Source organism: Streptomyces sp. MK37H, assembly GCF_018035285.1.
GTDB classification, from domain to species: domain Bacteria; phylum Actinomycetota; class Actinomycetes; order Streptomycetales; family Streptomycetaceae; genus Streptomyces; species Streptomyces endocoffeicus.
In genome coordinates, this window is the sequence record NZ_JAAAYH010000059.1 from 1 (window position 1) to 24,341 (window position 24,341).

Sequence of the window (24,341 nt, forward strand, 5' to 3'; positions counted from 1 at the left end):
GTCCGGCCTGCGTGATCGGTCCGCTCGGCCCGGCTGCCCCGGTCGGTCCGCTCGGCCCGGCTGCCCCGGTCGGCCCGGCTGCCCCGGTCGGTCCGGTCTGGTCGGCTGCCCGGGTCGGTCCGGTCTGGTCGACTGCCCGGGTCTGCCCGGTTGCGCCGCTCGGCCCGGCCTGCCCGGTCGGCCGGATCTCTGCCGTCTGCCCAGCCGACATGGCCTGCCCGATCGGTCCGGTAGCCCCGGTCTGCCCGCCCTGCCCAGCCGATCCAGCCTGCCCGGTCGAACCGGCCTGACCGCTCAGTCCGCTCGGTCCGGTCTGGTCGGCTGCTCCGGTCTGTCCGGTCGAACCAGCCTGCCCGGTCGAACCGGCCTGCCCGCTCGGTCCGCTCGGTCCGCTCGGTCCGGTCTGGTCGGCTGCTCCGGTCTGTCCGGCCGATCCGACCTGCCCGGCTGCTCCGGTCGGTGCGGTTGCGCCGGTCGGCCCGGCAGGCCCGGCCGGTCCAGTCTGCCCGCCCGGTCCAGTTGCCCCGGTCGGCCCCGCCTGTCCGGCCGGTCCGGCCGGTCCGGCCTGCCAGGTTGCCCCGAGCGGTGTGCTCTGCCCTGTCTGCCCAGCCCATGGGGCGGCGTCCGGGGGCGGGTACGCCTCGCCCGGCCCAGTGCCGTCCAGGAGCAGCTCGGGGCCGGCGCCCAGCCCGGCCTCCATGGCGGCGCGCTGGTGAAGCAGTGCGAGTGGCGGGCGTTCGGGGGCGGACCGCAGCAGTCCGGCGAACGCCCGGCTGTAGTCCGGTGTCGCCGTCTGCCGCTTGGGCGGGGCGGGTGCCACCGTGCCGTAGAGGGTCAGTCCGGCCGCGAGGGCGGACGGGTCGGCGGTGCTCAGCGGTGGCCAGGCCGTCTCATCGGCCACCAGGTCGGCGACCACGACGGTGCTGCCCGGCGGCCGTCGGCCGAGTTCGGCGGCCAGCCAGTGCCAGGGCAGCGCCGTGTAGCGGGCGGTCCTCGGGGTCGTACGGGCCAACGCCAGGTGCGGCAGCCGCTGTTTGGCGTCGAGGGTGAGCTGGCCCGCGAGATGGACCAGCACCGGGCCCGGGTGCGCGGCGGCGGTCCGCAGATGCGTCAGTACGGTCTGCGGGTCGACCGGGTCGACGAGTTGGACGACGCTGGCGCCGCCGGGCGTGCCCAGCAGCACCGCCGGTGGCACGGCGGCGAGCTGGGGCAGCGCGGCGGCCGCGTCCATCAGTCGCTGTTTGCCGGCCGGGCCGGCGGCGAGCAACAGGGCGTATCCGGGCCCGCTCACCGTCTCCGCCCCCGTGCCCGACCTGTCGTTCCCCATACCTGCACCGTATCCGCAACCGGCGACGACCGGTGGAGGTGTGACCGGCGCGGCATCCGGATCCGGGGGCCGCCGTCAGCGGCTGAGCCTCCCGTAACGCCGCACCGCGACAGGGAGGAAGACCGCGATCAGCGCCAGCGGCCAGCCGACGGCGAGGAGTTGGGCATGGTCCGCGGCCCAGGAGTCGCCGCCACCCCCGGGGCTGCCGAACAGCTCGCGGATCGCCGTGGCCGTCGCCGACATCGGGTTCCAGACCGCGAGGGCGCCGAGCCAGTCGGGCATGGTCTCGGGCGAGGCGAAGACGTTGGAGAGGAAGCCCACCGGCCAGACCAGGATCTGGACGGCCTGCACCATCTCCGGGCGCCCGGCGGCCATGCCCAGGAAGATGCCGAGCCACAGCATCGCGAAGCGCAGCCACAGCAGCAGCCCGACGGCGAGCAGCGCGTCGCCGGGCCCGCCGTGCCAGCGCCAGCCCATCGCGAGCCCGACCCCGAGGAGGACGAGCAGACCGAGCGCCGACTGGAGCATGTCCAGCACACTGCGCCCGACCAGGACCGCCGAGCGGGCCATCGGCATCGAGCGGAAGCGGTCGATGACGCCCTTGTTGAGGTCCTGGGTGATGGCGAGCATCGTCCCTTCGAGGCCGAACACCATGGTGAGCGCGAACGTGCCCGGCACCAGGTACTCCTTGTAGTCGCCGCCGCCCGGGACGGTCATCCCGCCGCCGAGGAAGTAGGCGAACATCACCAGCATCATCACCGGGAAGACCAGCTGGACGGCCACCTGGACGGGCTGCCGGGCCCAGTGGGCGAGTCCGCGGCGGGTCATGGTCCAGGAGTCGATGAGGGTCGCGGTCGTCATACGGAGATCTCCTCTTCAGCGGCGCCCGCCGTGGCCGGCTCCCCGGTCAGGTGCAGAAAGACCTCGTCGAGCGTGGGGCGGCGCAGCACGATGTCCTCCGCCTCGATCCCGGCCGCCGCCAGCGCCCTTACGGTCTCCGTCAGCGCGGCCACCCGGTCGGTGACCCGCGCGCCGAGCCGCCGCCGGTCGGGGTCGGTCTCGACCTCGGCAGCGCCGGTCGCCGTGGTCACGACCGAGGCGGCGGCGGGCAGTTGACCCGCGTCGCGCAGCACCACCTCGATCCGGTCCCCGCCGAGCCGGGCCTTGAGCTCGTCGGCGGTCCCGTCGGCGATGGCCCGTCCGCCGTCGATCACGCAGACGCGGTCGGCGAGTTGGTCCGCCTCCTCCAGGTACTGCGTGGTGAGCAGCACGGTCGTACCGCCGTCCACCAGCGAGCGGACCGCGTTCCACACCTCCGTACGGCCCCGGGGGTCGAGCCCGGTGGTCGGCTCGTCCAGGAAGAGGATCCGTGGCCGCATGATGAGGCTCGCCGCGAGGTCCAGCCTGCGGCGCATCCCGCCGCTGTACCGGCCGACGGCTTTGGTGCCGGTTCCGGCGAGGCCGAACCGCTCCAGCAGCTCGTCCGCACGGGCGGCCGCCCGGCGGCCGCCCAGGTGGTAGAGGCGGCCGAACATCTCCAGGTTCTGCCGTCCGCTCAGCTCCTCGTCCACCGCGGCGTGCTGGCCGACGAGTCCGATGCGGTAGCGGACCTCGTCGGGGTCGCGCAGCACGTCGTACCCGGCGACCTCGGCCCGGCCGCCGTCGTGCCGCAGCAGGGTGGCCAGGATCCGTACGCAGGTGGTCTTGCCCGCGCCGTTGGGGCCGAGCACGGCGTGCACGGTGCCCTGCGGGACGGTCAGGTCGAGTCCGGCGAGGGCCTGTTTGTCCCGGTAGGTCTTCCGCAGCCCCTCGACGACGATCGCGGGATCGCTGTCGGCCAAGGTCTTCCCCTCTCCCTCACACTCTTCTCCGCGCCACGTAGTCAAGTTTGACTACGCACGCCGGAAGGTACTGCCCGAACCTCAGCTAGTCAAACTTGATTAACGCAAGGGTGGCCGTCAGCCGCCCTCGATCGGCATGGCAGTGCCTCAGCCTCAGTGCCTCAGCCTCAGTGCCTCAGCCTCAGTGCCTCAGTCCGCGCCCGGCGCGGCGTACGGGTTGGTGACGCCGTCCGGCAGCACCTCCACCGAGCGCTCCCCCTCGCCCGCCATCACATACGCCCCGCCCTCGAGCCGCTCGATCAGTCCACGTGTCCACTCCGCCCCGCTGTCCGCGGAGTGCACCCAGAACTTCATGATCTCGCCGATATGGCCCCATTCCTTGAGGGTGCCGTCCGGTGGCGTCCAGTGCCGGGTCACCTCGGCCCGCCACTCCTCCAGCGCCGCCACCCGCCGCTTGAGCAGGGCGATCGCCTCGTCCCGGGGCAGGTCCACGATGAAACCCACCCCGGCCGTCAGCTCGTCGATCTTCTGGTCATGGCGCAGCAGCGCCTCCCGCAGCAGCCGGAAGTACTCCTCCTCGCCCGCCTCGGTCAGCTCGTACTCGGTCCGCGGCGGCCCGCCGACCGTGCTCGGCGCGACGTCGTGCGCGCGCATCAGCCCCTGCTTCGCCATCTGCTTGAGCGCGTGGTAAATGGACCCGGGTTTGGCGTTGGACCACTCGTGCGCGCCCCAGAACTCCAGGTCGTTACGGACCTGATAGCCGTGCGCCCGCCCGTGCTGGCGCACGGCCCCCAGCACCAGCAGCCGGATCGCTGACATCGCCCGCTCGTCTCCATCCTGGTCCCGACCCCCGCGATGACCAGGCTAGGGGGTCGGCGGACCGGGCGGATCACCGCTCCAGGACCGACCAGTCGGGCTCCGGCATCGCCCCCGTCTCGAAGACGAGGTCGAAGGCGCCCTTGCCGTCGATCGTCTCGCGGATGATGTCGGCGTGACCGGCGTGCCGGGCCACCTCCTCGATCAGGTGGAGGACCGCCCAGCGCCAGGTGCGGGTGCCGCCCTCGTCCCAGGGGAGCCGGAGCGCCTCGAACGTCTCGTCCAGCGACGGCAGGGCCCGTACGGCCTCCTCGGTCTCGCGGGCCACCTCGTCGTACAGGGCGAGCAGCGCCTCCACCGTCTCGTCCTCGGTGGGCTCGAAGGTGTGCTCCCATTGGGCCATCTCGTCCCTGGGGTCCCCCACCTTGCCCTGGAGGACGCGCAGCCAGCCGCGCTCGCCCACGACCACATGCTTGAGCACCCCGGCCAGCGAGAGCACGCTCGCGCTGGGGACGCTGCGGGCCTGCTCCTCGGTCAGGCCGTACACCGAGCGCCGGATGCCGCCGCGCTGTGCGTCCAGGTACGCCAGCAGCGCGCCGCACTCGTCCTGACAGGCCTCGGGGTTCACGATCACGGGCATGGCTGCCGCCTCTCATCTGGAGGGCGCCCGGGTGCGGCGCCCTTCGATGAACCCCACGTTATGGAGGCTTGCGGTCAGCTTCTGTCCGCGAGCCGACCCCGTCTCTCACTGCCTCCAGGACTCCGTCTCTTACTGCCTCAGAACGGGAACTGGCTCCGGCCGTGCTGGATGGAGATCCACTTGGTGGTGGTGAAGTCCTCGATCATCGACTCCCCGTTGAGCCGGCCGAGACCGGAGTGCTTCTCCCCGCCGAACGGCACGATCGGCTCGTCGTGGACCGTGCTGTCGTTCACATGGATCATGCCGGTGTGGATCCGCTGGGCGAACCGCACCCCGCGCTCGATGTCGGCGGTGTGCACGGCCCCGCTGAGCCCGTAGTCGGTGTCATTGGCGATCTGTACGGCCTCGTCGTCGCCGTCGAACGGAATCAGCGTCACCACCGGGCCGAAGATCTCCTGGCCGAGGATCGCCGAGCCCGCCGGGACCCCGCTGAGCACGGTCGGCCCCATCAGGGTGCCCTCGGTGTGCCCGCGCACCAGCGCGGTGGCGCCCTCGGCGATCGTCTGGTCGACGAGCTGGGTGATCGCCTCGGCCTGGCCCTCGTTGATCAGCGGGCCGATATGGGTCGTGGGGTCGACCGGGTCGCCCACCTTCAGGGTCTCCACCTTGGCCACGAACTTCTCGGTGAACTCCCGCTCGACCGCCCGGTCCACCAGCACCCGGTTGGCCGCCATGCAGACCTGCCCCTGGTGGACGAAGCGGCTGAAGACGGCCGCGTCCACCGCGTAGTCCAGGTCGGCGTCGGCCAGCACGACCAGCGCGCTGTTGCCGCCCAGTTCCAGGACCGTGCGCTTGAAGTGGGAGGCGGCCACGGTGGCGACGTGCCGGCCGACCTTGTCGGAGCCGGTGAAGGAGATCACCTTCGGTATGGGGTGCTCGATCAGGGCGTCGCCGATCTCCGCGATGTCGGTGACCACGACATTGAGCAGCCCGGCGGGCAGCCCCGCCTCCTCGAAGATCTTGGCGACCATACCGCCGCCGCAGACCGGGGTGTTCTGGTGCGGCTTGAGGACGACGGCGTTGCCGAGGGCCAGCGCGGGGGCCACCGACTTCAGCGACAGCAGGAAGGGGAAGTTGAACGGGCTGATGACGCCGACCACGCCCACCGGCAGCCGGTAGAGGCGGTTCTCCTTGCCGTCCACCGGCGACGGCAGGATGCGGCCCTCGGGCCGCAGCGCCAGATGGATCGCCTCGCGCAGGAACTCCTTGGCGAGGTGCAGCTCGAAGCCCGCCTTCACATGGGTGCCGCCGCACTCCGCGATGATCGTCTCGGTGAGCTCCTTCTCCCGGTCCTCGATGATCCGCAGCGCCCGCTCGAACACCGTCCGCCGGGCGTAGGGGTTGGTGGCGCCCCACTCCGGCTGCGCCCGCTCGGCCGCCCGGTAGGCCAGGTCCACCTCCTCGACGGTCGCCACGGTGATGGAGGCCAGCTTCTCCCCGTTGTAGGGGTTGAAGTCGACGATGTCCCAGGAACCGCTTCCGCCGCGCCACTCGCCGTCGATGAACTGAAGGGCCAACTCGGAGAAGTAGGACATGCCATCCCTATCTGCAGGACGCGGTGCCGGTCCCCGACAGCCGCGCACGTGTGGGGGGTATTTCGACAGGACGTCATCCTACTGACGGGTCATGCTTCGCGAAGGAGCCCCCGGAGCAAATCCCGGCTCTCCTCAGGAGAGAGGCTGTCCGCGCTGAGCCGCTCCAACACCCGCTCGTACTGCGAGACTTCATCGCGCTTGTCCAGATAGAGCGCGCTGGTGAGCTGCTCCAGATAGACGATGTCGGGGAGGTCGGACTCCGGGAAGCGCAGCCGGGTGAACGCCCCGCTCTCCCCCGCGTGTCCGCCGAAGGCGAACGGCATCACCTGGAGCGTCACGTTCTGCTGTTCGGAGACCGTGACCAGATGGCGCAGCTGGGCGGACATCACGCCGCGCCCGCCGTACGGACGGTGCAGCGCGGCCTCGTCCAGGACCACATGGAACGCCGGGGCGCGCTCGGAGACCAGCAGCTTCTGCCGCTCCAGCCGCAGCGCCACCCGCCGGTCCACCTCATCTGAGCACGCCTGCGGCTGACCGCGGGTGACCACGGCGTGGGCGTAGCCCTCGGTCTGCAGCAGCCCGTGGATGAACTGGACCTCGTAGCAGGCGATATCGGAGGCGGCGCCCTCCAGGCCGACATAGGTCTGGAACCAGCCGGGGAGCACATCGCCGTAGCTGTGCCACCACCCGGCGACATTGGCCTCGCGGGCGAGCCCGAGCAGTGCCGCGCGCTCCGCGTCGTCGGTGACTCCGTACAGCGTCAGCAGATCCTCGATGTCCCGCGCCTTGAAGCTCACCCGGCCCAACTCCATCCGGCTGATCTTGGACTCGGAAGCCCGGATCGAATAGCCCGCCGCCTCGCGGGTGATGCCGCGCTCCTCGCGCAACCGCCTGAGTTGAGAGCCCAGGAGGATGCGGCGCACCACCGATCCACTCGACTCGCCTGCGGCCATTTCCGCGATCCTCCCTGTACGGAAAGCATCCTTGCGAACGGCGCCCCCGCGGCCCCTGAGGGCGAAGTCTGCCACTGATCGGGCTTCACGCCGTAGGCGCGTCGTTACTCAACCCGATGATGACGCCAGTGTACGGAGTCAGAAATCCCAGCAAAGCCCATCGGATCGGACCAACTGATCCGCGTGCACGTGCATTTGCCCTTGCATCTGACGTGCGCATTCGGAACCATAGGGTGTGCGCACGTGCTAGCTGGTACGAAATCTGGCCAGAGTTCGTCACGGCAACGGATGCAGGAGTGCTCGCATGGGGAGCGAAGGTTCGACCCTGCTGGAACCCTTGTGGCAAGGGCTTGCCGCCATCGATCCCTCCGCCGTCTCCGGATCTGTCTCCTGCGCCCTGCCCGCCCGCTATGAAGCGGTCAAGGGGGCCCGGCAGTTCACCGGCTCCACCCTGCGGCAGTGGAACATCCCGGAGCTCCTCGACGAAGTGGCGCTCGTCGTCTCCGAACTGGTCACCAACGCCCTCCGGCACGCCCTGTCCGGCGCCGGAGGGGCCGGTGCACCGGAGCGGCCGGTGCGGCTCCATCTGATGCGCGGCCCCTCACGGCTGGTGTGCGCCGTACGCGACCCCAGCGAGGTGGGGCCGGTGGCCGGCGAGGCGGGCTGCGGCGAGGAGTCCGGGCGCGGGCTCCATCTGGTGGAGTCCTTCACGGACGGCTGGGGCTGGCAGCCGCTGGCGGGCACCCCACGCGGCAAGATCGTCTGGGCCGTCTTCCGGCTCCCCGACGCGTAGGGATACGCCACCACCCGTCTCGAGCGCCACCGCCCCTCACGGGCGGGTGGACTCCGGCAGGGCCGTGGTGATGCCCAGGCCGTGCAGCTGGAAGAGCCGGTTCACATCGTGCATCGTGACGATCCCCGCCAGCTGCCCGTGGTCCACCACCAGCACCGGCAGCGCGCCGCCACCCGGACGCGCCCGCTCCAGCACCTCGCTCAGCAGCTCATCGGGGTCGGCCACGGTGCACCGTGCCAGCGGTATCGCCACATCGCGCACCCGCCGCTCCTCCCGGGCCTCGGACGGCACCGCCGCGAGCGCGCGCAGCTGGACGACCCCGCTCGGCCGTCCCTCGAAGTCCAGCAGTGGCATCACCGAATGCCTGGCGCGGGCCACCACCTCGTCGATGAACCGCTCCACGGTCAGCCAGTCGGCCCCCGCGGCCACCGGCGCCGACATCGCGTCCGCCACCCGCACCCCGCGCAGCGCCGTGTTGACCCCGGCCCGCTGCCGCTCCGCGTTGGCGATGATCACCATGAAGAGACCGATGAGCGAGAGCCACAGCCCGCCGTTGTTCCCGCGCAGGAAGGAGATCCAGCCGACGGCGATGAGCACCACGCCGAGGATCTGGCCACTGCGCCCCGCCGCCCGCTCGGCGCGCTCCCGGTCCCCGGTACGCCACCAGATCACCGCCTGCACCACCCGTCCGCCGTCCAGCGGCGCGGCGGGCAGCAGATTGAAGACGCCCAGCAGCAGATTGGCCCAGCCCAGCCAGATCAGCACGGCCGTGGGCACTCCCCATCCGGTGAGCGCGTGCACCCCGATCCCCGCGCCGACCGCGACACCGCCGATGACCAGGCTGGTGAGCGGCCCGATGACGGCCACCCAGAACGCGACCCCGGCGGTGCGGGGCCGTCCCATCTTGGTCATGCCGCCAAGCGCCCAGAGCGTCACGTCCTCCACCGAGACGCCCCTTCTGCGGGCGGCGACCGCGTGCGCGGCCTCGTGCAGCAGCAGGCTGCCCATCAGCAGTACGGCGCCCACGACACTGGCGCCGGCGTAGACGGCGCCGGTCCGGCCGGGGGTCCACGCGGGCAGCGTCTCGTGGCCGAGCCCGTAGGCGAGCAGCACGATCAGCACCGGGACGCTCCAGTGCATCCGCAGTGGTACCCCGAGTACACGTCCGACACGGACCGAGCCGTTCATCGCCGTCTCACATGGGTCGGGTCCCCCCGATCGCCACTACCAGTGTCGCGCGTCCGCGGCGATCAGCCCAGACCTGCCGGATCGTGCGCCAGATGGTCGAACTCGCCGTCCTTGGCCCCGAGCAGCATCGCCTCGACCTCGGCCTGGGTGTAGATCAGCGCCGGTCCGTCGGGGAACCGGGAGTTGCGGACGGCCACGTCCCCACCGGGCAGCTTGGCGAACTCGACACACGACCCCTGGGAGTTGCTGTGTCTGCTCTTCTGCCAGACGACTCCCCGGAGGTCCGCGGCCGCCATGCCGTTGTAGGGGTGGTCGCGCACAGGGCTTCTCCACATTCGTGCATGCGATGCAGCTGTCAACTGTCCGGGATCATAGCTGCGTTCCTTTGCGAATGCATGGGCAAATGCATTCGCGTATGCGCAGGTAGATGCACAAGCAGATGCACGTGCACCATGCGTATCGGCATGATCACCCGACACCCGGGATCTTCTGCCCGGAGTGAAGAAGAGCAGTCGTCATGAATGACGTCCGGGTCCCCCTCCGGGTTGAGCCGGCCTCGTCACCGGAAGCTGAGTATCAGCATCGATGTCAGACCCCCCTGCCAGAATCCCGGGCATGAGATGGGCGGCGGCGGAGACGGACCACGGGGGTGTTCGTCTCTGCCCGCTCGACCCCGGGGGAAAGGCCGCCGGACCGGTCGTCGAGATCACGGCGGAGCAGGGCGGGATCGCCGAGGCCGTGCGGTCCCGCCCCGAGGCCGACCGATGGGTGTGGCGGTCCACCGCCGAGGTCTATCCACGGCTGCTGGCCGCCGGGGCCCGGGTCGAGCGGGCCTATGATATCGAGGCGGCCGAGGCGCTGCTCCTCGGCCATGAGGGGCGCTCGGGCGCACCGCGTTCGCTCGCCGCCGCCTGGGCGCGGCTGCGCGGGCTGCCCGTCCCCGAGGACCCGCCGCCCCGGGCGGCCGGGGGCCAGCCGTCGCTGTTCGAGCCCGGTCCGCCGCCGCTGCCGCCGGGCACCGATCCGCTGGACGCGCTGCTCGAGGTGTACGCGGGCCAGCTGGTCCGTACCGACGCGGCCGAGCATCCGGACCGGATGCGGCTGCTGACCACCGCCGAGTCGGCCGGGATGCTGATCGCCGCCGAGATGCGGCGCGCCGGGGTGCCCTGGCGCGCCGACCGCCACCGGGAGCTGCTGGACGAGCTGCTCGGCGAGCGCTATCCGGGCGGTCTGGAGCCGCGGCGCCTGGCCGAGCTGGCCGACGAGGTGTCGCGCGCCTTCGGCACCCGGGTGCGGCCCGATCTGCCCGCCGAGGTCGTCAAGGCGTTCGCCCGCGCGGGCATCGCCCTCGGCTCGACCCGCGCCTGGGAGCTGGAGCGGATCGACCACCCCGCGGTGGAGCCGCTGCTGCGCTACAAGAAGCTCTACCGGCTGCACACCGCCCACGGCTGGGCCTGGCTCCAGTCCTGGGTGCGCGAGGGCCGCTTCCGCCCCGAGTACCTGCCCGGCGGCACCGTCTCCGGCCGCTGGACCACCAACGGCGGCGGGGCGCTCCAGATCCCCAAGGTGGTGCGGCGCGCGGTGGTGGCCGATCCGGGGTGGCGGCTGGTGGTGGCCGACGCCGACCAGATGGAGCCCCGGGTGCTCGCCGCGATCTCCCGCGACCCCGGGCTGATGGAGGTCGCGGGCAGCGGCCGGGACCTGTACGCGACGCTGTCCGACCGCGCCTTCTCCGGTCGGCGCGACCAGGCCAAGCTGGCGCTGCTGGGCGCGGTCTACGGCCAGACCTCCGGCGACGGCCTGAAGCATCTCGCGGCCCTGCGGCGGCGCTTCCCGGCGGCGGTGGCGTATGTGGACGAGGCGGCCCGCGCGGGTGAGGAGGGCCGGCTGGTGCGCACCTGGCTGGGCCGTACCTGCCCGCCCGCGGGCGGCGCCGCCGAGGAGACGGCCGACGAGGCGGGGCTGCCGCGGGACCAGGAGGAGCCGTCGTACGGCAGCACGGCGAGCGCCCGCGCCCGGGGCCGCTTCACCCGGAACTTCGTGGTGCAGGGCAGCGCCGCCGACTGGGCCCTGCTGATGCTCGCCGCGCTGCGGCGGTCGCTGACCGGGGCGGGGCTGCGCGCGGAGATCGTCTTCTTCCAGCACGACGAGGTGATCGTGCACTGCCCCGAGGACGAGGCCGACGCGGTCCGGGAGGCGATCGCCGAGGCTGGCGGGACAGCCGGCCGGATCGCCTTCGGGCCGACCCCGGTGCGGTTCCCCTTCACCATGGCGGCGGTGGAGTGCTACGCGGACGCGAAGTAGGCGGCCCGGGTCCTGTCCGGGAGCCGGGTCCTGTCCGGTGGATCTTCGCGCCTGCGACATCAGCGGCTGACGCCCGGGGCATCCGGCATCCGATGCGGGGGCAGCCCCAGCGGTCCAGCCGTCGCCGGAGGGGAGCTCCGTGCCAGGCGTCGCGGGCCCACGACGATCCACCGCACAGAGCCCAGGGGGCAGTCGCTCCCCCGACCGGCTCAGCCCCACGGGCAGCGGGCCTGATCGTCCCCACACGATGAGAGCGGAGGGCCGCCGGGCGGCGGCCCGCCACGCCGCCCACAGGGGAGACCTGCCATGACCATCAGCCTCGAGGCACTGCGCCGCTGCTCCATCGCCGTCGACCTCGGCGCGGCCAGGACGCGCGTCTACCTCAGGCGCACCGGGCTCATCGTCGACGAGCCGACCGTGGCCGCCGTGAACACCCACACCGGCGGGCTGATCGCGGTCGGCACGCTGGCGCAGCGGATGACCGGGCGGACGCCCGCGCACATCCGGGTCGTCCGGCCGGTCTCCAACGGCACCGTCGTGGACATCGAGATGGCCCAGCGGATGCTGCGGCTGCTGCTGGGCAACAAGCTGCGGCGCGCCTGGCGGCGCCGCCCGCTGGCGAGCGCCGCCGTCTGCGTACAGCACGACGCCGACCCGCTCGCCCAGCGCGCCGCCGTGGAGACGCTCACCGGGATCGGCGCCAAGCGGGTCGAGCTGGTGGACACCCTGATCGCCGCCGCCGTGGGCTGCGGTCTGCCGGTGGAACGGCCCGAGGCGACGATGATCGTGGTGTGCGGCGCGGCCACCACCCAGGTGGCGGTCCTGTCGCTGGGCTCGATCGTGGCCGCCGAGCGGGTGCCGGTGGGCGGCGAGACCGTGGATCACGCCGTCGTCCAGCATCTGCGCAACGAGCATGCGCTGATGCTGCCCAGCCAGGCCGTCCGCCCGCTGCATCTGATCGTCAAGGACAGCGTGGGCAGCGCGAACGGCACCCCGGCCGTACAGAGCACCGAGGTGCACGGCAGGGACGTGGCCACGGGGCTAGCCCGGACCGTACGGATCGATGTCGAGGGCGTACGGACCGCCATCCGCACCCCGCTCACCGGGGTGCTGGACGCCATCGGCACGGTGCTGCGCCGCTGTCCGCCCGATCTGGTGGCCGACCTCGCCGACCGCGGCATCATGCTGGCGGGCGGCAGCGCGGTGCTGCCCGGGTTCGACACGATGCTGCGCGAGGCCACCGGGATGCCGCTGAACATCGCCGACCACCCCGACGTCTGCGCGGTCGAGGGGCTCGGCGCGATGCTCGACGGCAAGGTGCAGCCCCTGCTGCTGGACGCGATGGTCTCCTGACCCCTTCCACGTCCGTACCTGACTCCTGCCCCCTGACCCCCTGACCCCTGATCGGAAATTCTTCGTGACGCGTTGAGCGGCTGCCTCCCCCCATGCGTAGTGAAGGGGGAAGAGGCCGACATGGCCGCCGATCCCCCCCGGGGCTCAGACCGGGAGTCGTCCGTTGATGTTGTCCAACTCAGGTCAGGTCCTGGAGGTTCAGGTGCACGACGACGCCGCCGTGGCCGATGAGCGTCCGTCAAGATCCAGGCGTGGTACGCCGGACGAGCAGCTCATGCGCGCGCTCTACCAGGAGCACGCCGGGCCGTTGCTCGCGTTCGTACTGCGGCTGGTCGCGGGCGACCGGCACCGTGCGGAGGATGTCGTCCAGGAGACCCTGGTGCGCGCCTGGCGGAACGCCGACCAGCTGTCCCGTGCCACCGGCTCCATCCGGCCCTGGCTGGTCACCGTCGCCCGGCGGATCGTGATCGACGGACACCGCAGCCGGCAGGCCCGGCCGCAGGAGGTCGACCCCTCCCCGTTGGAACTCATGCCCGCGGAGGACGAGATCGACCGTGCACTGCGGCTCATGACCCTGACCGACGCGATGCAGGATCTCAGCGACGCCCATCGCGAGGTGCTGGTCGAGACCTACTTCAAGGGGCGGACCGTCAACGAGGCGGCCCAGACCCTCGGCATACCCAGCGGGACGGTACGGTCCCGGGTCTTCTACGCGCTGCGCTCGATGAAGCTCGCGCTCGAGGAGAGAGGAGTTACGGCATGACAGCGCAGACGCACCACCCGGGACATGACGCCGTTGGCGCGTATGTGCTCGGCGTGCTCGACGAGGCGGACGCCACCTATTTCGAGGAGCATCTGGCCGGCTGCGACCAGTGCGGACGGCAGCTGGACGAGCTGACCGGACTGGAACCGCTGCTGGCCGATCTGGCCGCCGACGTCCCCGGGATCCACGGCAGCCCCGGGCGGACCCAGCTCACGGGCCACACTCCGCATGCCTTCAGCGCCACTCCCAACGCCATCGAGACCCTCACCGCGCGCCCCGGTCCGGCACTGTTCAACCGGATGGTCGGCGAGGTCGCCGCGTCCCGCGCCAAGCGGCGGCGGCGCGGTCTGTACCTGGTCGCGGCGGCGGCCGTGCTGATCGTCGGCGGTCCGGTCGGCACGATCGCGGTCACCTCCGGCGGCTCGGACAGCTCCGTCACGGCCGCCCCCAGCGAGAGCGCCCTCTTCGCCGGAATGCCCGACAAGGTGCGGGGCACCGACCCGGACACCAAGGTGGACGCGGCGGTCGCGCTGGAGGACAAGATGTGGGGCACCGACGCCGTCCTCCGGCTGAAGAACCTCAAGGGCCCTCTGGACTGCAGCCTGATCGCGGTCTCCAAGGACGGCCATGAGCAGACGATGATGACCTGGTCCGTGCCCGAGTGGGGCTACGGGATCGAGGACAGCCCCAAGGCGGAGGCGAGAGGTCCGCTGTGGGCGCACGGCGGCGCGGGCATGAAGCGCTCCGACATCGAACGCTTCGAGGTCCGTACGGCCGACGGAAAGCGCCTGGTCTCCCTGAACGTCTGATCTGCCACCCGAACGTCCGACCTGCCACTCGGATCGCCGATCAACCCATGCGGCGCGGTGAGCGAGATGTTACACAGAGTGTGATATGTCGTGCTTCGCGTTCCCGGGGGGTCCGGATCCGAGGAGGCACTCCGTGGCTGACCCGGACGCCCATCAGCAGCGCATGTTCGCTCAATATGTGCTGCCCGAGGTCGAGGTGCTGCTGCGCGTGGCCATGTCACTGACCACCCAGCGAGCCGACGCCGAGGATCTCGTGCAGGACACGTTACTACGGGCGTACCGGGCAGTCGGCCGTTTTGACGGGAGACATCCACGGGCCTGGCTGCTGACGATCATGCGGCATGCGGAGGTCAGCAGGCGCCGCCAGCGCCGGCCCCGGCTGCTCGACGATCCGGACACGGAGCTGGAGCGGCTGGTCCCGGCCCGGGACGCGACGCCGGAGGAGCTGGTGGTGGACACGACGTTCGACGAGGCCGTGGACGCCGCGTTCACGGCGCTTCCGCTGCGGGACCAGCAGGTGGTGCGGCTGGTGCATGTGGACGGGCTGTCGTACGCGGAGGCCGCACAGGTGCTGGACGTCCCCAAGGGGACGGTGATGAGCAGGCTGCACCGGGCCCGCAAGCGGATCCGGAACCAGCTGCTGGCCGCGGGAGTGGAATCGGAGCGAGGTGGCGCATGAGCAGATGGACATGGTGGCGGACCACGGGGACCACGCGGACCACCGGACGGCTCCGGACCACACGATGTCCCCTGGGCGCGCCGATGCTCCAGTCATATCTGGACGGGGAGCTGGACGCCCCGGCCGCGGCCCGGGTGCGCACCCATGTGGCCGAGTGCCACCGCTGCGCCCGGGAGCTCGCCGTCTACCAGCGGATCAGCGAGGCGCTGGCCGCCCGCGCGACGATCGACGAGGCGGTGCTGGACCGGCTCAGGGACTTCGCGGAGTCCGTCGCGGAGCGGGAGAGCCGGGAGCCGGGGACGGAGGGGGCGCCGCAGGAGCCGATCCCGGGGACGGAGACGGTGCCGCCGGAGGCGATGCCGAACGAGACGATGCCGGCCGAGGCGATGCCGACGGAGACGGTCCCCGGGACGGCGCAGGGGGCGGATCGGGACGCCGATCAGGGCGCGGTGCACAAGGCGGGAGGCTGACGGCCACCGGATCAAGCCCCGTGCCCGGGCCGCTCGTGCCCGGGCCGGGCAGCGCGACGGCCCGCTCGCGTGCCCGCGAGGGTCTGCGCAGCAGCAGGGCCGCGGTGAGCAGGGTCCCGCTGATCAGAGCCACATCGGCGAGGTTGAAGACCGGCCCGCGGGCGTCCAGCGTGATCCAGTCGATGACGGCGCCGCGCAGCGGCCCCGGCGACCGGATCATCCGGTCGGCGCCGTTGCCCATCGCTCCCCCGGCGATCAGCCCCAGGCCCAGCGCCGCGCCCCGGCCGCGGACCCGCAGCCCGGCACCGGCCGCGCCCAGCGTGGCCACCGCGCCCGCGAGCGTGATCACCACGATCAGTGCGGGCCGGCTCTGGCCCAGCCCGAAGGCCACTCCGGTGTTGCGCACCAGCAGCGCGCAGAACGGCCCGAACCGGGCCTGCGGCCCCGCGGTGCCGCTCCAGGCGGCCAGCGCCATCGCCTTGCTCAGCTGATCGGCCACGATCACGGCGAGCGCGACCAGGGGGAAGAGCAGCCGGCCGGTCGCCGGGTGGGGCTTCATCATCGGCCTCCCTGGGGTGGGGGGCCGGTCCGCGGGCGCGGTCCGCGGCCCGGGAGGGAAACCCGCCGGGCAGCCGCCCCGCTTCCCTTCCGGCGGAACGAATCCGGAGCTATCGGGCGCCAGGGGAGAAAAGACGAGGGCCCGCAGGCGGCACTGCCTGCGGGCCCTCGCTGCTTGCCAACGCCGTGATCAGCTATGTGGTCATCGGCGGTGTACCGAAGGGGGTACTCCGACTTACTTCCCCTTCTTCGCCTCCAGGAGCGGCGTCTGGTACTTGGCCAGCATCTTCATCTTGTTCTTGTCGATCGTCTTCCAGTCGTTCTTCAGCACACCGCCGGTGTCGCCCGAGTCCGGGTTCCAGGTCCAGTAGGTGTAGCTGATCTGGTGCTTCTTGAGGTAGTCCATCAGGGCGTTCTGCCAGACGGCCTCGGAGCTCTTACCGGCGGTCTTCTTACCACCGAACTCACCGAGCAGCAGCGGGGCGATGTTCTGCTTCTTGATGTACGCCCAGTGCTTCTCCCAGATGGCCGGCATGTTCTTCGGGAAGTCCTTCGCCATGAACCAGTTCTGGTTGTAGACGCCCGGACCGTAGTCGTGGGCCGAGTAGACGACCTTGTTCGGCTCGTTGAGCTTCACCGGGTGCTTCTTCACACCCTGGAGGTCACCGCCCCACCAGAACTGCTCGTTCTTGTGACGGTCCGTACCCTCGACGAAGATCAGCCAGTTCTTGTTGACCTTGTGGATGGCGTTACCGGCCTTGGTGGCCGCCAGCTGCCAGTCGGTCTTCGGGTTGCCGTCGCCCCACGTGGCCTGGCCACGCGGCTCATTGTGCAGGTCGGCGCCGATCACCCGGTCGTTGTTCTTGTAGCGCTTGGCCAGCTTGACCCAGTCGTCCATCCACTGCTTCTCGGAGAGGCTCTGGGAGTGCCACAGCTCACTCTGGCCGTACTGGTCCGGACGGTGCTGGTCCAGGATCACCCGGATACCACGGTCGGTGGCACCCTTGACGATCTTGTCCATGATCTGCTGGGGGGTGAGGCCCTTCAGATCGGGGTTCTTGTGGTAGTCGATGCCGTCGGGCTTGGCGGACGACTTGAACATGTCGTTCGCGTACGGCAGACGCATGGTGTTGAAGCCCTGCTTGGCCATCTGGTCCAGCATGGACTCCCAGTTACGCGTCCACAGGCCGTGCGGCGCGTAGGTGCCGGTCTCGAAGCCGAACCAGTTCACACCGGTCAGGACGACCTTCTTACCGTCGGAGTCGACGATGTCGCCCTTCTTGGTGGACAGGGGGCCCTCGGCACCCGCGCCGGAGGCCTTGGCACCGGCGGCGGAGGTGGTGGTGGTGGCCGACTGGCCATCGGAGTCGTTCACCGCGAAGGCGGTGACGGTGCCACCCACGGCAGCAGCAGCGACGACGGCCGCGGCGATACCGAAGCGGAGACGCTGCGAGCGCGGCGCACGCTTGGTCTCGGTGGTCGGGGCGTTGTTCTGGTCCATGGGGGAATTCATTCGGTGAGGCTCCTGAGCAATTCGGGTACTGCGGTTTTCAGGACGCTGGGGTTGTTCGTCGGAGATTCCAGACATTCCATCTGCGGGTCGGAGACTGCGGTCAGCCGGACAATCCGCGCGGACGGTAGGAGTTCGCCGATCAGGCGGACCAACCGCTGCGTTTGCCAGCTGGGCTCATCCACGTCGATCAGCACCACATCCGGCTGCATGTGATGGACCAGAGAAATTGCTTCTCGGGCCGATCCTGCAATTCCGGATAGCTCCAGTCCGGGCTCCTCGACAACGAGATCGGCGAGAGCACTCAACACCAATGGGTGGTGCTCCACGACGAGAACTCTGTGCATCGATGGGAGCTCCTTCGGGGCTTGTCCTTTCGCTTCTCGACATTAGGTAGTGACCGCGGTTGGAATCGCCGTACGCCTGGCTGAAATCTGCGTACCTCAATTGCGGGATTTCCGGGCACACCAAACGGCCGAATTCCGCCTACCTCAATTGAGGTAGAAGAATTCGGCCGTTTTATATGGGTTATGTCCGTTTTGGGGGGGTGGTCCGGAGGGCTCAGGAGGCGCTCAGAAGGCTCTCAGGGGGTGCTCGGAGGCCGCCCAGGGGGCCCTCAGGGCATGCAAAAGGCGCCGGTCACGGGGTGACCGGCGCCCAGGAGGGGGTCAGGGGATCAGCGCGTCAGCCGGTACGCGTAGCGGGGGACGAACATCCCCGCACCGGCGGCACAGCCGTCCGCCTGGCCCGGCTGCTTGACCCACAGGAAGGCATCGACCCCGGGGATGCCCGTGGCGGCGGTGGGGGGCCTGCCCAGCTTGCGGCCCGGCGGATCGCAGAAGCTGTGCTTACGCGTGGGCCCCGCCCCGTTACGGCTGGTGTCCACCACGACCCCCAGCCGGGGCCGGCGCAGCTCCCGGATCACGGACAGCCCGTAGCGCACCTCGTCCGCGGTGGCGTTGAAGTTGGAGACGTTGACCGCTATCCCGTCCCCGTACCGCTCTATACCGGCGCGCCGCAACCGCTCGGCCATGGTCCGCGCGGGCTGCCATCCGGAGTTTCCGGCGTCGTAGTACACCCGGGCGCGGGGCGCGCCCCGCTGGAGCGCCCGCGCCGCGTACGCCAGGGCCGCGAACCGATCCGCCTGCTGCCGCCGTTTGAGACAGCTCATATGGGCCAGCGCGTCCGGTTCGAGGATGACGATGGCGCGCCCGTCCCCTATACCCCGGGTGAGGGCCTCGCTCCAGCGTCGGTAGGCGGCCGTGTCCCCGGCGCCGCCGGAGCTCAGCTGCTGGCAGTCGCGCTGGGGGATGGTGTAGGGGACCAGCACCGGCAGCCGTCGCTGGGCGGCGGCGGTGCGGACGAGGTCGCGGGCCCGCTCCTCGATCAGGGACTCATTGGTCTCGGTGAGCCAGGCGGCCTGGGGTTCGGCGGCGATCCGCCGGGCGATGGCCGTCGCCCGGCGGTCGTGCGGATGGTCCCGCACCCAGGTCGCGGCCGGGTTGTGGGGGTCGACGTAGAAGCGGGTCGTGGCCGGGAAGAACGGCTTGGCCACGGGGAGCGACGGTTTGGTGTCGGACGGCCGCACCGGGCCCATGAACAGGGCCTGCACGGTGGTCGCCGCCATCACCACCTCGACCACCAGCACCATCACGATCAGCTGGGCGACGCCCCGCCCCGCCCACCGGGAGGTGCGGGCACGCACCGGCGGGCGGGGGCGGCGGCCGCGGCCGCACAGTTTCGTGATCATGGCGAGTCCTGCCCGGCCTCAGCCGTGGTGGGAGTTGTCGGGCGGCCTGCGGCGGCTGATGAGCACCACCGCCAGGATCGCGAGCACCACCAGGACCCCGGCCACCACACCTATCGTGACCAGGGCTGATTCATCCCCCTCGGTTCTGGGGGCGGCGGCGTCCGGGGTGGCGGACGAATGGCGGCGGGGCGCGGAGAACTCGGCGGAGGCGGGGGGCGCGGCCCGGTCCGCCAGTGCCTTGGCCGGGGCGATCACCCCGTACCCATAGCGCGGATCATGGCCCGATGAGCCCTTGCGGTCGGCGGTGTCGATCAGCTTCTGGACGACCTGGTTGGCGTTCCAGCGGGGGTGCTCCGAGCGCAGCAGCGCCGCGCCCGCCGCGACCCAGGGCGCCGCGAAGCCGGTGCCGTCGCCCGTCCAGTAGTCGTTGTCGCCGGAGGTGGTGAGGATGGCGACGCCGGGGGCGGCCAGGAGGGTCTTCCCGCCGTGGTGGGAGGAGGTCCAGACGGCGCCCTTCTTGTCGGTGGCCACCACGGCGACCACTCCGGGGAGGGCGGCCGGGTAGGTGGGCCGGTTGCCGATCCTGCCGTTGTCGCCCGCACCGGCCACGATCACGGCGTCCTTGTCGACGGCGTACTTCACCGCGGACCGCAGCGCGGGGGTCGGCCGCTTGAAGTTGACGGCCAGGTCGATGACGCGCACGCCATGGTCCACCGCGTGCCGGATGGCCTTCGCGGTGGGATCGGCGAGGGGCTTTCCGTCGCGGTAGACGCCGAGCGGCATCACCTTGGCCTTGGGCGCGAGCCCGTACACCCCGTCGCCGCGGTAATTGCGGCCGGTGCCGGCGATGATTCCGGCGGCATGGGTGGACTGCTCGGCCGTCTTGCCGCCGTCCCGGGTGCCGTAGCCGCCGGTGCCGCCCGCGAAATCCTTTCCGCGGACCACGCGGCCGCGCAGATCCGGATGGGAGGCGTCGACCCCGGTGCCGATGACCGCCACGGTCACTCCGGCGCCTTTGCTGAATTTCCAGGCGCGCTCCGCCTTGAGCGCGGTCAGCGCCCATTCGGAATCGTGCAGCCCACCCGAATCGGAATGACTTGCCGCAGCCGGCGTGGCCAGTGCGAGTGTCATCACGGCGATGACCGCTCCGGCCCGGCCGGCGAATGGATGGCGTGACATCACGTGACCTGACATTACGTCACCTACTCTCCTCGCACGGGACGCAAGGCCGTCCGGCCCATTTCATCTTTGGGCATCCCCCGCAGGTAGTGGCACCCACGAGAGGGTGAGCGTCCCGTCCCTTCTTTGGGGGACCGGTCCGGATACCCCGGCCCCGGCTCTCCCCAATACGGGGGACAGGAGGGGTCCGCCGAAGGTGTACCACCGGCTCCCCCGGGCGCGGGTACTACCTCCTTTTCGGGTGACGCACTCTTGGGTCAACGGCGATAAGAGCCTCCTGTCGAGGGAGTCGCGATGCAGCGTTTCCGAACGTTCAGCGAGCGCACCGGAGAGCCGGGCGAAGAGGCGGACAGCACCGACCGTCATGCCCGCAGGCGGGCCGGAATGCTGTTCCGAGTCCGCCAGGTCCGGAACCCGATGGCGGGCATGCCCGGTCTGGCCCTGCGTTTCGCGGTGGTCGGCGGGGGCGGTGTGGTCGTGAACACGGTGGTCCTCTTCGTCCTCTATCACTGGGCCGGGCTGCCGCTGCTGGTGGCGTCCTCGATAGCGGTGGAAATCGCCGTCGTTCACAACTACCTGCTGAACGACCGGTGGACCTTCGCGGTGGACACTCCGTCTCTCGGACGATTCATCAAGTTCAATGTCTCGGTCCTGGGCGGACTCGCGGTCAATGTGCTCATCGTCTGGTCACTGGTGCGCACCGGAATGCATCTGCTGCTGGCGAATTGCCTCGGCATCGCGGCGGCTTTCGCGGTCAACTTCGCGTCGAGTACCGGCTGGGTCTGGGGGAGGCGGAGCCGATGATTGTCTCCATCATCTACCTGGTGCTGATCGTGGTCTCGATCCTGCTCACCGTGCAGTCGGCCCATGTCCTCTATCTCATGCTCTACACCTGGGACCGGGCGGATGCCGAACGAAGGGCCCGGGCGCCGGATGAATTCCTGCCGCCCCAGATCTCCTTCAGTGTCCTGCTGCCCGCCCGGCATGAGGAAGACGTCATCCAGAGCACCATCGAGCGCGTGGTGCGGGCCAACTATCCGGCCGAACTGCTGGAGGTCTTCGTGATCTGCTCACAGGACGACGACGGCACGATCAAAAAGGCCGAGGAGAAGATCGACGACCTGAAGCGGAAAGGGCTGCACAACGTGCGGGTCGTGGTGTTCGACGACAAGCCGATCAACAAGCCGCACGGCCTCAACACGGCCCTTCCGCACACCGCCAACCAAGTGGTGACGATCTTCGACGCGGAGGACGACATCCACCCCGAGATCTTCTCCCTGGTGAACACCGTGATGGTGCAGGAGAAGGTCAAGGTGGTGCAGGCCGGTGTGCAGCTGATGAACTACGAGTCCAACTGGTACTCGACGCTCAACGTCCTGGAGTACTTCTTCTGGTTCAAGAGCCGGCTGCACTACCACGCCCACTACGGCTCGATCCCGCTCGGCGGCAACACCGTCTTCTTCGCCCGTGAGCTGCTGCTGCGGCTCGGCGGCTGGGACGACCGCAACCTCACCGAGGACGCCGACATGGGGCTGCGGATATCCGCCATGGGCGAGCGGGTGCGCGTCGTCTACGACGACCGGTATGTGACCAAGGAGGAGACCCCGCCGACCCTCGGCCACTTCATCCGGCAGCGCACCCGCTGGAGCCAGGGCTTCATGCAGACCCTGAAGAAGGGCACATGGAAGAAGATGCCGACGCGCAAACAGCGCTGGCTCGCCTTCTACGTCCTGGCGTTCCCGCGCGGGCAGGCGCTGTTGGGCATCTATCTGCCGATCTCGCTCGGCATGATCCTGATCCTCAAGGTGCCGGTGCTGATCGCCCTCTGCTCCTATCTGCCCGTTCTGCTGCTGGCCGCGCACTTTCTGGTCCAGGCGGTCGGTCTGTACGAGTTCACCAGCGCCCATGGCCTCGAGGCCTCGCCCAAGGCCCTCGTGCGCATGGCCATCGCCTGGTTCCCCTTCCAGATGGTGCTGGCGTACGCCGCGCTGCGGGCCATGCGGCGGGAGATGCTCGGCCGCCACGACTGGGAGAAGACACAGCACGTAGGCGCCCACCGGGCCACCACCGAGGAGGCGGAGTCGCGTGTCGGATAACCCCACGCCCTCGCGGCCGGCGGCCGTCGACGCGGAAGGCCGGAACATCGCGGCGGACAAGAACACCAAGGCCCCCGCGCGGCGTCCGCGCCGCCGCCCGCGGTTCTCCGTGGAGCGCGGCTGGTTCCCGCCGCTGGGGACCAAGGGCAGGATCGCCCTGGTCGCCTCCCTGCTGACCGGGCTGCTCACCCACGGCTACCACCTGTTCCGCTACCCCCTCTACCTCACCGACGAGGGCATCTACATGCAGCGGGCGTGGTCCGTGGTGCGGGAGACCAGCCTGTCCCCGTACACCTACGACTACGACCACGCCCCGCTGGGCTGGATCACCCTGGCCGGGTGGATCTTCCCGCTGCCGAAGCAGTTCGAGACCTTCGGGAACGCGATCAACACCGGACGGTTCCTGATGCTGCTGGTGCATGTCGCCGCCGTCTATCTGCTGTTCGAGATCACCCGGCGGCTGTCCGGCAGTGTGCTGGCCGCCACCGTCACCTCGTTCCTCTTCAACGTCTCGCCGATCGCGGTCTACTTCCAGCGGCAGGTCCTGCTGGACAACCTGATGATCCTCTGGCTGCTGCTGAGCCTGTTCATGCTGCTCAGGCGAGAAGTCACCATCAGATCGGTGTTCGGTGGCGGGCTGGCGCTGGGGATCGCCCTGATCACCAAGGAGAACGCGATCTTCTTCGTGCCCAGCTTCATGTATCTGCTCTACCGAAGGGTCAAGGGGTCGGCCAGCAGCCGGTTCACCAGCACCCTCTGGCCGTTCGCCGCGGCCACCCCGATCGGCGCCTATCTGACCTACGCACTGCTCAAGAACGAGCTGCTGCCGAGCGGTTTCGACTTCGACCTGAACAACCCGCCCGCGGACCATGTCTCGCTGCTCTACACCCTGTGGTGGCAGCTCAACCGCAACCAGGGCACCCTCTTCAGCCACACCGGTCTGCTGCAGACCAGCTGGCTGGTCCGGGACAAGTTCCTGCTGATCGCCGGGGTGTGCGCGATGGTGATGTGCCTGTGGATCGGCACCCGGGACCGCAGGCGCAACCTGGGCTTCCTGATCGCCGGGACGCTGGCCTTCGGATACGCCTTCTACCTGGTGCGCGGCAGCGTGGTGCTGGACTTCTACGTCACCCCGCTGATCCCGATGTTCGCGCTCAATATCGGCATGATCACCGACCGGCTGCTCAAGGGCTCGTTCGCCAATCGGTTCATACGCGGCGCGCATTCCCTGACCCGGGTCGCCGTGCCGTCGTTCGTCGCCTTTCTGCTGCTGGTCTCACCGGCCTCCGGATATCTCGTCCACACCAATACCGAGGGCCGTACGCAGATCGCCGACCAATACCAGTCCAAGATCAACCTCACCGGAATGCAGCATGCCCAGATCGCCTGGGTGCGCAAGCACGTACCGCCGAATTCGCGCATCATCATGGACGACGACCTATGGGGTGATCTGCATGATGTACGCCCGTTCTACCCGTACGCGCATTCCCACTGGAACGCCTCGTCCGACCCGGATGTGCGCGACAAGCTCTTCAAGAAGAAATGGCAGAACGTCGACTACATCATCATGTCGAACAAGATGCGCAAATCGATGATGACCAACAATTCCGACGGCCGGGAGAACTGGATTCTCCAGGCACTGCGTAATTCCACCCGCGCCTGGTCGGAAACCCAGGGCAATATCAAGCTGGAAATCTACCGTGTGCAGTAGCCATGG

22 protein-coding genes and 2 pseudogenes are annotated in these 24,341 nt (G+C 70.1%); 10 read left to right on the plus strand and 14 right to left on the minus strand.

Annotated elements, in window-relative coordinates; all coding sequences use genetic code 11:
• The 7 genes and pseudogenes from GWI24_RS45090 to GWI24_RS11655 form a co-directional block, all read right to left on the minus strand.
• Positions 1-1,327 (minus strand): annotated as a pseudogene (locus GWI24_RS45090) (hypothetical protein); the annotation flags it as partial.
• A gap of 75 nt (positions 1,328-1,402) precedes the next feature.
• Positions 1,403-2,188, minus strand: a complete 786-nt coding sequence (locus GWI24_RS11630) for an ABC transporter permease (RefSeq protein ID WP_210945835.1) — start codon at positions 2,186-2,188, stop codon at positions 1,403-1,405.
• Positions 2,185-3,168 carry an ATP-binding cassette domain-containing protein gene (locus tag GWI24_RS11635; protein ID WP_210945836.1) on the minus strand — a complete coding sequence of 328 codons (984 nt, stop codon included), beginning with the start codon at positions 3,166-3,168 and terminating at the stop codon, positions 2,185-2,187. The genes GWI24_RS11630 and GWI24_RS11635 overlap by 4 nt, the downstream gene beginning before the upstream one ends.
• Before the next feature lie 189 nt (positions 3,169-3,357).
• On the minus strand, positions 3,358-3,987 hold the full coding sequence (locus GWI24_RS11640; RefSeq protein WP_210945837.1) for a PadR family transcriptional regulator: 630 nt from the start codon (positions 3,985-3,987) through the stop codon (positions 3,358-3,360).
• A gap of 70 nt (positions 3,988-4,057) precedes the next feature.
• Positions 4,058-4,624, minus strand: coding sequence for a DinB family protein (locus tag GWI24_RS11645; protein WP_210945838.1), 567 nt, complete (start codon positions 4,622-4,624; stop codon positions 4,058-4,060).
• A gap of 137 nt (positions 4,625-4,761) precedes the next feature.
• Positions 4,762-6,219, minus strand: coding sequence for an aldehyde dehydrogenase family protein (locus GWI24_RS11650; RefSeq protein WP_210945839.1), 1,458 nt, complete (start codon positions 6,217-6,219; stop codon positions 4,762-4,764).
• A gap of 89 nt (positions 6,220-6,308) precedes the next feature.
• Positions 6,309-7,172 (minus strand): helix-turn-helix transcriptional regulator, encoded by an 864-nt coding sequence (locus GWI24_RS11655; protein ID WP_210945840.1) that lies wholly within the window; start codon positions 7,170-7,172, stop codon positions 6,309-6,311.
• A gap of 304 nt (positions 7,173-7,476) precedes the next feature.
• Here GWI24_RS11655 and GWI24_RS11660 point away from each other — a divergent pair, with 304 nt between their 5' ends.
• Complete coding sequence (locus GWI24_RS11660) at positions 7,477-7,965, plus strand: ATP-binding protein (protein WP_210945841.1); 489 nt, start codon at positions 7,477-7,479, stop codon at positions 7,963-7,965.
• Between the two features lie 36 nt (positions 7,966-8,001).
• Here the strand turns inward: GWI24_RS11660 and GWI24_RS11665 are convergent, their stop codons facing one another.
• Together GWI24_RS11665 and GWI24_RS11670 are read right to left on the minus strand one after the other, a co-directional pair.
• The gene (locus GWI24_RS11665; RefSeq protein ID WP_210945842.1) at positions 8,002-9,153 is read right to left on the minus strand and encodes a site-2 protease family protein; all 1,152 of its coding nucleotides are present in this window, start codon (positions 9,151-9,153) and stop codon (positions 8,002-8,004) included.
• A gap of 62 nt (positions 9,154-9,215) precedes the next feature.
• Positions 9,216-9,449, minus strand: a complete 234-nt coding sequence (locus tag GWI24_RS11670; RefSeq protein ID WP_247616222.1) for a DUF397 domain-containing protein — start codon at positions 9,447-9,449, stop codon at positions 9,216-9,218.
• 319 nt (positions 9,450-9,768) lie between these two features.
• Between GWI24_RS11670 and GWI24_RS11675 the strand changes: the two genes are divergently transcribed.
• From GWI24_RS11675 to GWI24_RS11700, 6 genes are all read left to right on the plus strand, one after another.
• Positions 9,769-11,457 (plus strand): bifunctional 3'-5' exonuclease/DNA polymerase, encoded by a 1,689-nt coding sequence (locus GWI24_RS11675; protein WP_210945844.1) that lies wholly within the window; start codon positions 9,769-9,771, stop codon positions 11,455-11,457.
• Positions 11,458-11,763: 306 nt separating this feature from the next.
• On the plus strand, positions 11,764-12,810 hold the full coding sequence (locus GWI24_RS11680; RefSeq protein WP_210945845.1) for a rod shape-determining protein: 1,047 nt from the start codon (positions 11,764-11,766) through the stop codon (positions 12,808-12,810).
• Between the two features lie 166 nt (positions 12,811-12,976).
• Positions 12,977-13,573 (plus strand): sigma-70 family RNA polymerase sigma factor, encoded by a 597-nt coding sequence (locus GWI24_RS11685; RefSeq protein ID WP_075200395.1) that lies wholly within the window; start codon positions 12,977-12,979, stop codon positions 13,571-13,573.
• Entirely contained in the window at positions 13,570-14,382 is an 813-nt protein-coding gene (locus GWI24_RS11690) for a zf-HC2 domain-containing protein (protein WP_210945846.1), read from the plus strand. Before GWI24_RS11685 ends, GWI24_RS11690 begins: the two co-directional genes overlap by 4 nt.
• A gap of 133 nt (positions 14,383-14,515) precedes the next feature.
• Positions 14,516-15,061, plus strand: coding sequence for an RNA polymerase sigma factor (locus GWI24_RS11695; RefSeq protein WP_037955421.1), 546 nt, complete (start codon positions 14,516-14,518; stop codon positions 15,059-15,061).
• Entirely contained in the window at positions 15,058-15,531 is a 474-nt protein-coding gene (locus GWI24_RS11700) for an anti-sigma factor (RefSeq protein WP_210945847.1), read from the plus strand. The genes GWI24_RS11695 and GWI24_RS11700 overlap by 4 nt, the downstream gene beginning before the upstream one ends.
• 151 nt (positions 15,532-15,682) lie before the next feature.
• On the opposite strand, the pseudogene GWI24_RS46810 reads toward GWI24_RS11700, so the two are convergent.
• The 5 genes and pseudogenes from GWI24_RS46810 to GWI24_RS11725 all read right to left on the minus strand — a co-directional run.
• Positions 15,683-16,093 (minus strand): annotated as a pseudogene (locus tag GWI24_RS46810) (signal peptidase II); the annotation flags it as partial.
• 231 nt (positions 16,094-16,324) lie between these two features.
• A complete protein-coding gene (locus GWI24_RS11710; RefSeq protein ID WP_210945848.1) occupies positions 16,325-17,602 on the minus strand; it encodes a glycoside hydrolase family 5 protein in 1,278 nt (425 codons plus the stop codon).
• A complete protein-coding gene (locus GWI24_RS11715; RefSeq protein ID WP_210945849.1) occupies positions 17,599-17,946 on the minus strand; it encodes a response regulator in 348 nt (115 codons plus the stop codon). The genes GWI24_RS11710 and GWI24_RS11715 overlap by 4 nt, the downstream gene beginning before the upstream one ends.
• Positions 17,947-18,275: 329 nt before the next feature.
• Positions 18,276-19,349, minus strand: a complete 1,074-nt coding sequence (locus GWI24_RS11720; protein WP_210945850.1) for a glycoside hydrolase family 6 protein — start codon at positions 19,347-19,349, stop codon at positions 18,276-18,278.
• 18 nt (positions 19,350-19,367) lie between these two features.
• Positions 19,368-20,528, minus strand: coding sequence for a S8 family serine peptidase (locus GWI24_RS11725; protein WP_247616221.1), 1,161 nt, complete (start codon positions 20,526-20,528; stop codon positions 19,368-19,370).
• A gap of 294 nt (positions 20,529-20,822) precedes the next feature.
• Here GWI24_RS11725 and GWI24_RS11730 point away from each other — a divergent pair, with 294 nt between their 5' ends.
• From GWI24_RS11730 to GWI24_RS11740, 3 genes are read left to right on the plus strand one after another with little or no spacing between them, the layout of a single operon-like run.
• Entirely contained in the window at positions 20,823-21,332 is a 510-nt protein-coding gene (locus tag GWI24_RS11730) for a GtrA family protein (protein WP_210945852.1), read from the plus strand.
• On the plus strand, positions 21,329-22,624 hold the full coding sequence (locus tag GWI24_RS11735) for a glycosyltransferase (RefSeq protein WP_210945853.1): 1,296 nt from the start codon (positions 21,329-21,331) through the stop codon (positions 22,622-22,624). The genes GWI24_RS11730 and GWI24_RS11735 overlap by 4 nt, the downstream gene beginning before the upstream one ends.
• Positions 22,614-24,335: a glycosyltransferase family 39 protein gene (locus GWI24_RS11740; protein ID WP_308343620.1), complete on the plus strand. Its 1,722-nt coding sequence runs from the start codon at positions 22,614-22,616 to the stop codon at positions 24,333-24,335. The genes GWI24_RS11735 and GWI24_RS11740 overlap by 11 nt, the downstream gene beginning before the upstream one ends.
• Positions 24,336-24,341 lie beyond the last annotated feature (6 nt).

Bases quoted from the DNA above. Each gene is read 5' to 3' on its own strand.
- GWI24_RS11630 (WP_210945835.1), bottom strand. From the start codon at position 2,188: ATGACGACCGCGACCCTCATCGACTCCTGGACCATGACCCGCCGCGGA.
- GWI24_RS11640 (WP_210945837.1), bottom strand. From the start codon at position 3,987: ATGTCAGCGATCCGGCTGCTGGTGCTGGGGGCCGTGCGCCAGCACGGG.
- GWI24_RS11645 (WP_210945838.1), bottom strand. From the start codon at position 4,624: ATGCCCGTGATCGTGAACCCCGAGGCCTGTCAGGACGAGTGCGGCGCG.
- GWI24_RS11650 (WP_210945839.1), bottom strand. From the start codon at position 6,219: ATGTCCTACTTCTCCGAGTTGGCCCTTCAGTTCATCGACGGCGAGTGG.
- GWI24_RS11655 (WP_210945840.1), bottom strand. From the start codon at position 7,172: ATGGCCGCAGGCGAGTCGAGTGGATCGGTGGTGCGCCGCATCCTCCTG.
- GWI24_RS11660 (WP_210945841.1), top strand. From the start codon at position 7,477: ATGGGGAGCGAAGGTTCGACCCTGCTGGAACCCTTGTGGCAAGGGCTT.
- GWI24_RS11665 (WP_210945842.1), bottom strand. From the start codon at position 9,153: ATGAACGGCTCGGTCCGTGTCGGACGTGTACTCGGGGTACCACTGCGG.
- GWI24_RS11670 (WP_247616222.1), bottom strand. From the start codon at position 9,449: ATGGCGGCCGCGGACCTCCGGGGAGTCGTCTGGCAGAAGAGCAGACAC.
- GWI24_RS11675 (WP_210945844.1), top strand. From the start codon at position 9,769: ATGAGATGGGCGGCGGCGGAGACGGACCACGGGGGTGTTCGTCTCTGC.
- GWI24_RS11680 (WP_210945845.1), top strand. From the start codon at position 11,764: ATGACCATCAGCCTCGAGGCACTGCGCCGCTGCTCCATCGCCGTCGAC.
- GWI24_RS11685 (WP_075200395.1), top strand. From the start codon at position 12,977: ATGTTGTCCAACTCAGGTCAGGTCCTGGAGGTTCAGGTGCACGACGAC.
- GWI24_RS11690 (WP_210945846.1), top strand. From the start codon at position 13,570: ATGACAGCGCAGACGCACCACCCGGGACATGACGCCGTTGGCGCGTAT.
- GWI24_RS11700 (WP_210945847.1), top strand. From the start codon at position 15,058: ATGAGCAGATGGACATGGTGGCGGACCACGGGGACCACGCGGACCACC.
- GWI24_RS11710 (WP_210945848.1), bottom strand. From the start codon at position 17,602: ATGAATTCCCCCATGGACCAGAACAACGCCCCGACCACCGAGACCAAG.
- GWI24_RS11715 (WP_210945849.1), bottom strand. From the start codon at position 17,946: ATGCACAGAGTTCTCGTCGTGGAGCACCACCCATTGGTGTTGAGTGCT.
- GWI24_RS11720 (WP_210945850.1), bottom strand. From the start codon at position 19,349: ATGATCACGAAACTGTGCGGCCGCGGCCGCCGCCCCCGCCCGCCGGTG.
- GWI24_RS11725 (WP_247616221.1), bottom strand. From the start codon at position 20,528: ATGTCACGCCATCCATTCGCCGGCCGGGCCGGAGCGGTCATCGCCGTG.
- GWI24_RS11730 (WP_210945852.1), top strand. From the start codon at position 20,823: ATGCAGCGTTTCCGAACGTTCAGCGAGCGCACCGGAGAGCCGGGCGAA.
- GWI24_RS11735 (WP_210945853.1), top strand. From the start codon at position 21,329: ATGATTGTCTCCATCATCTACCTGGTGCTGATCGTGGTCTCGATCCTG.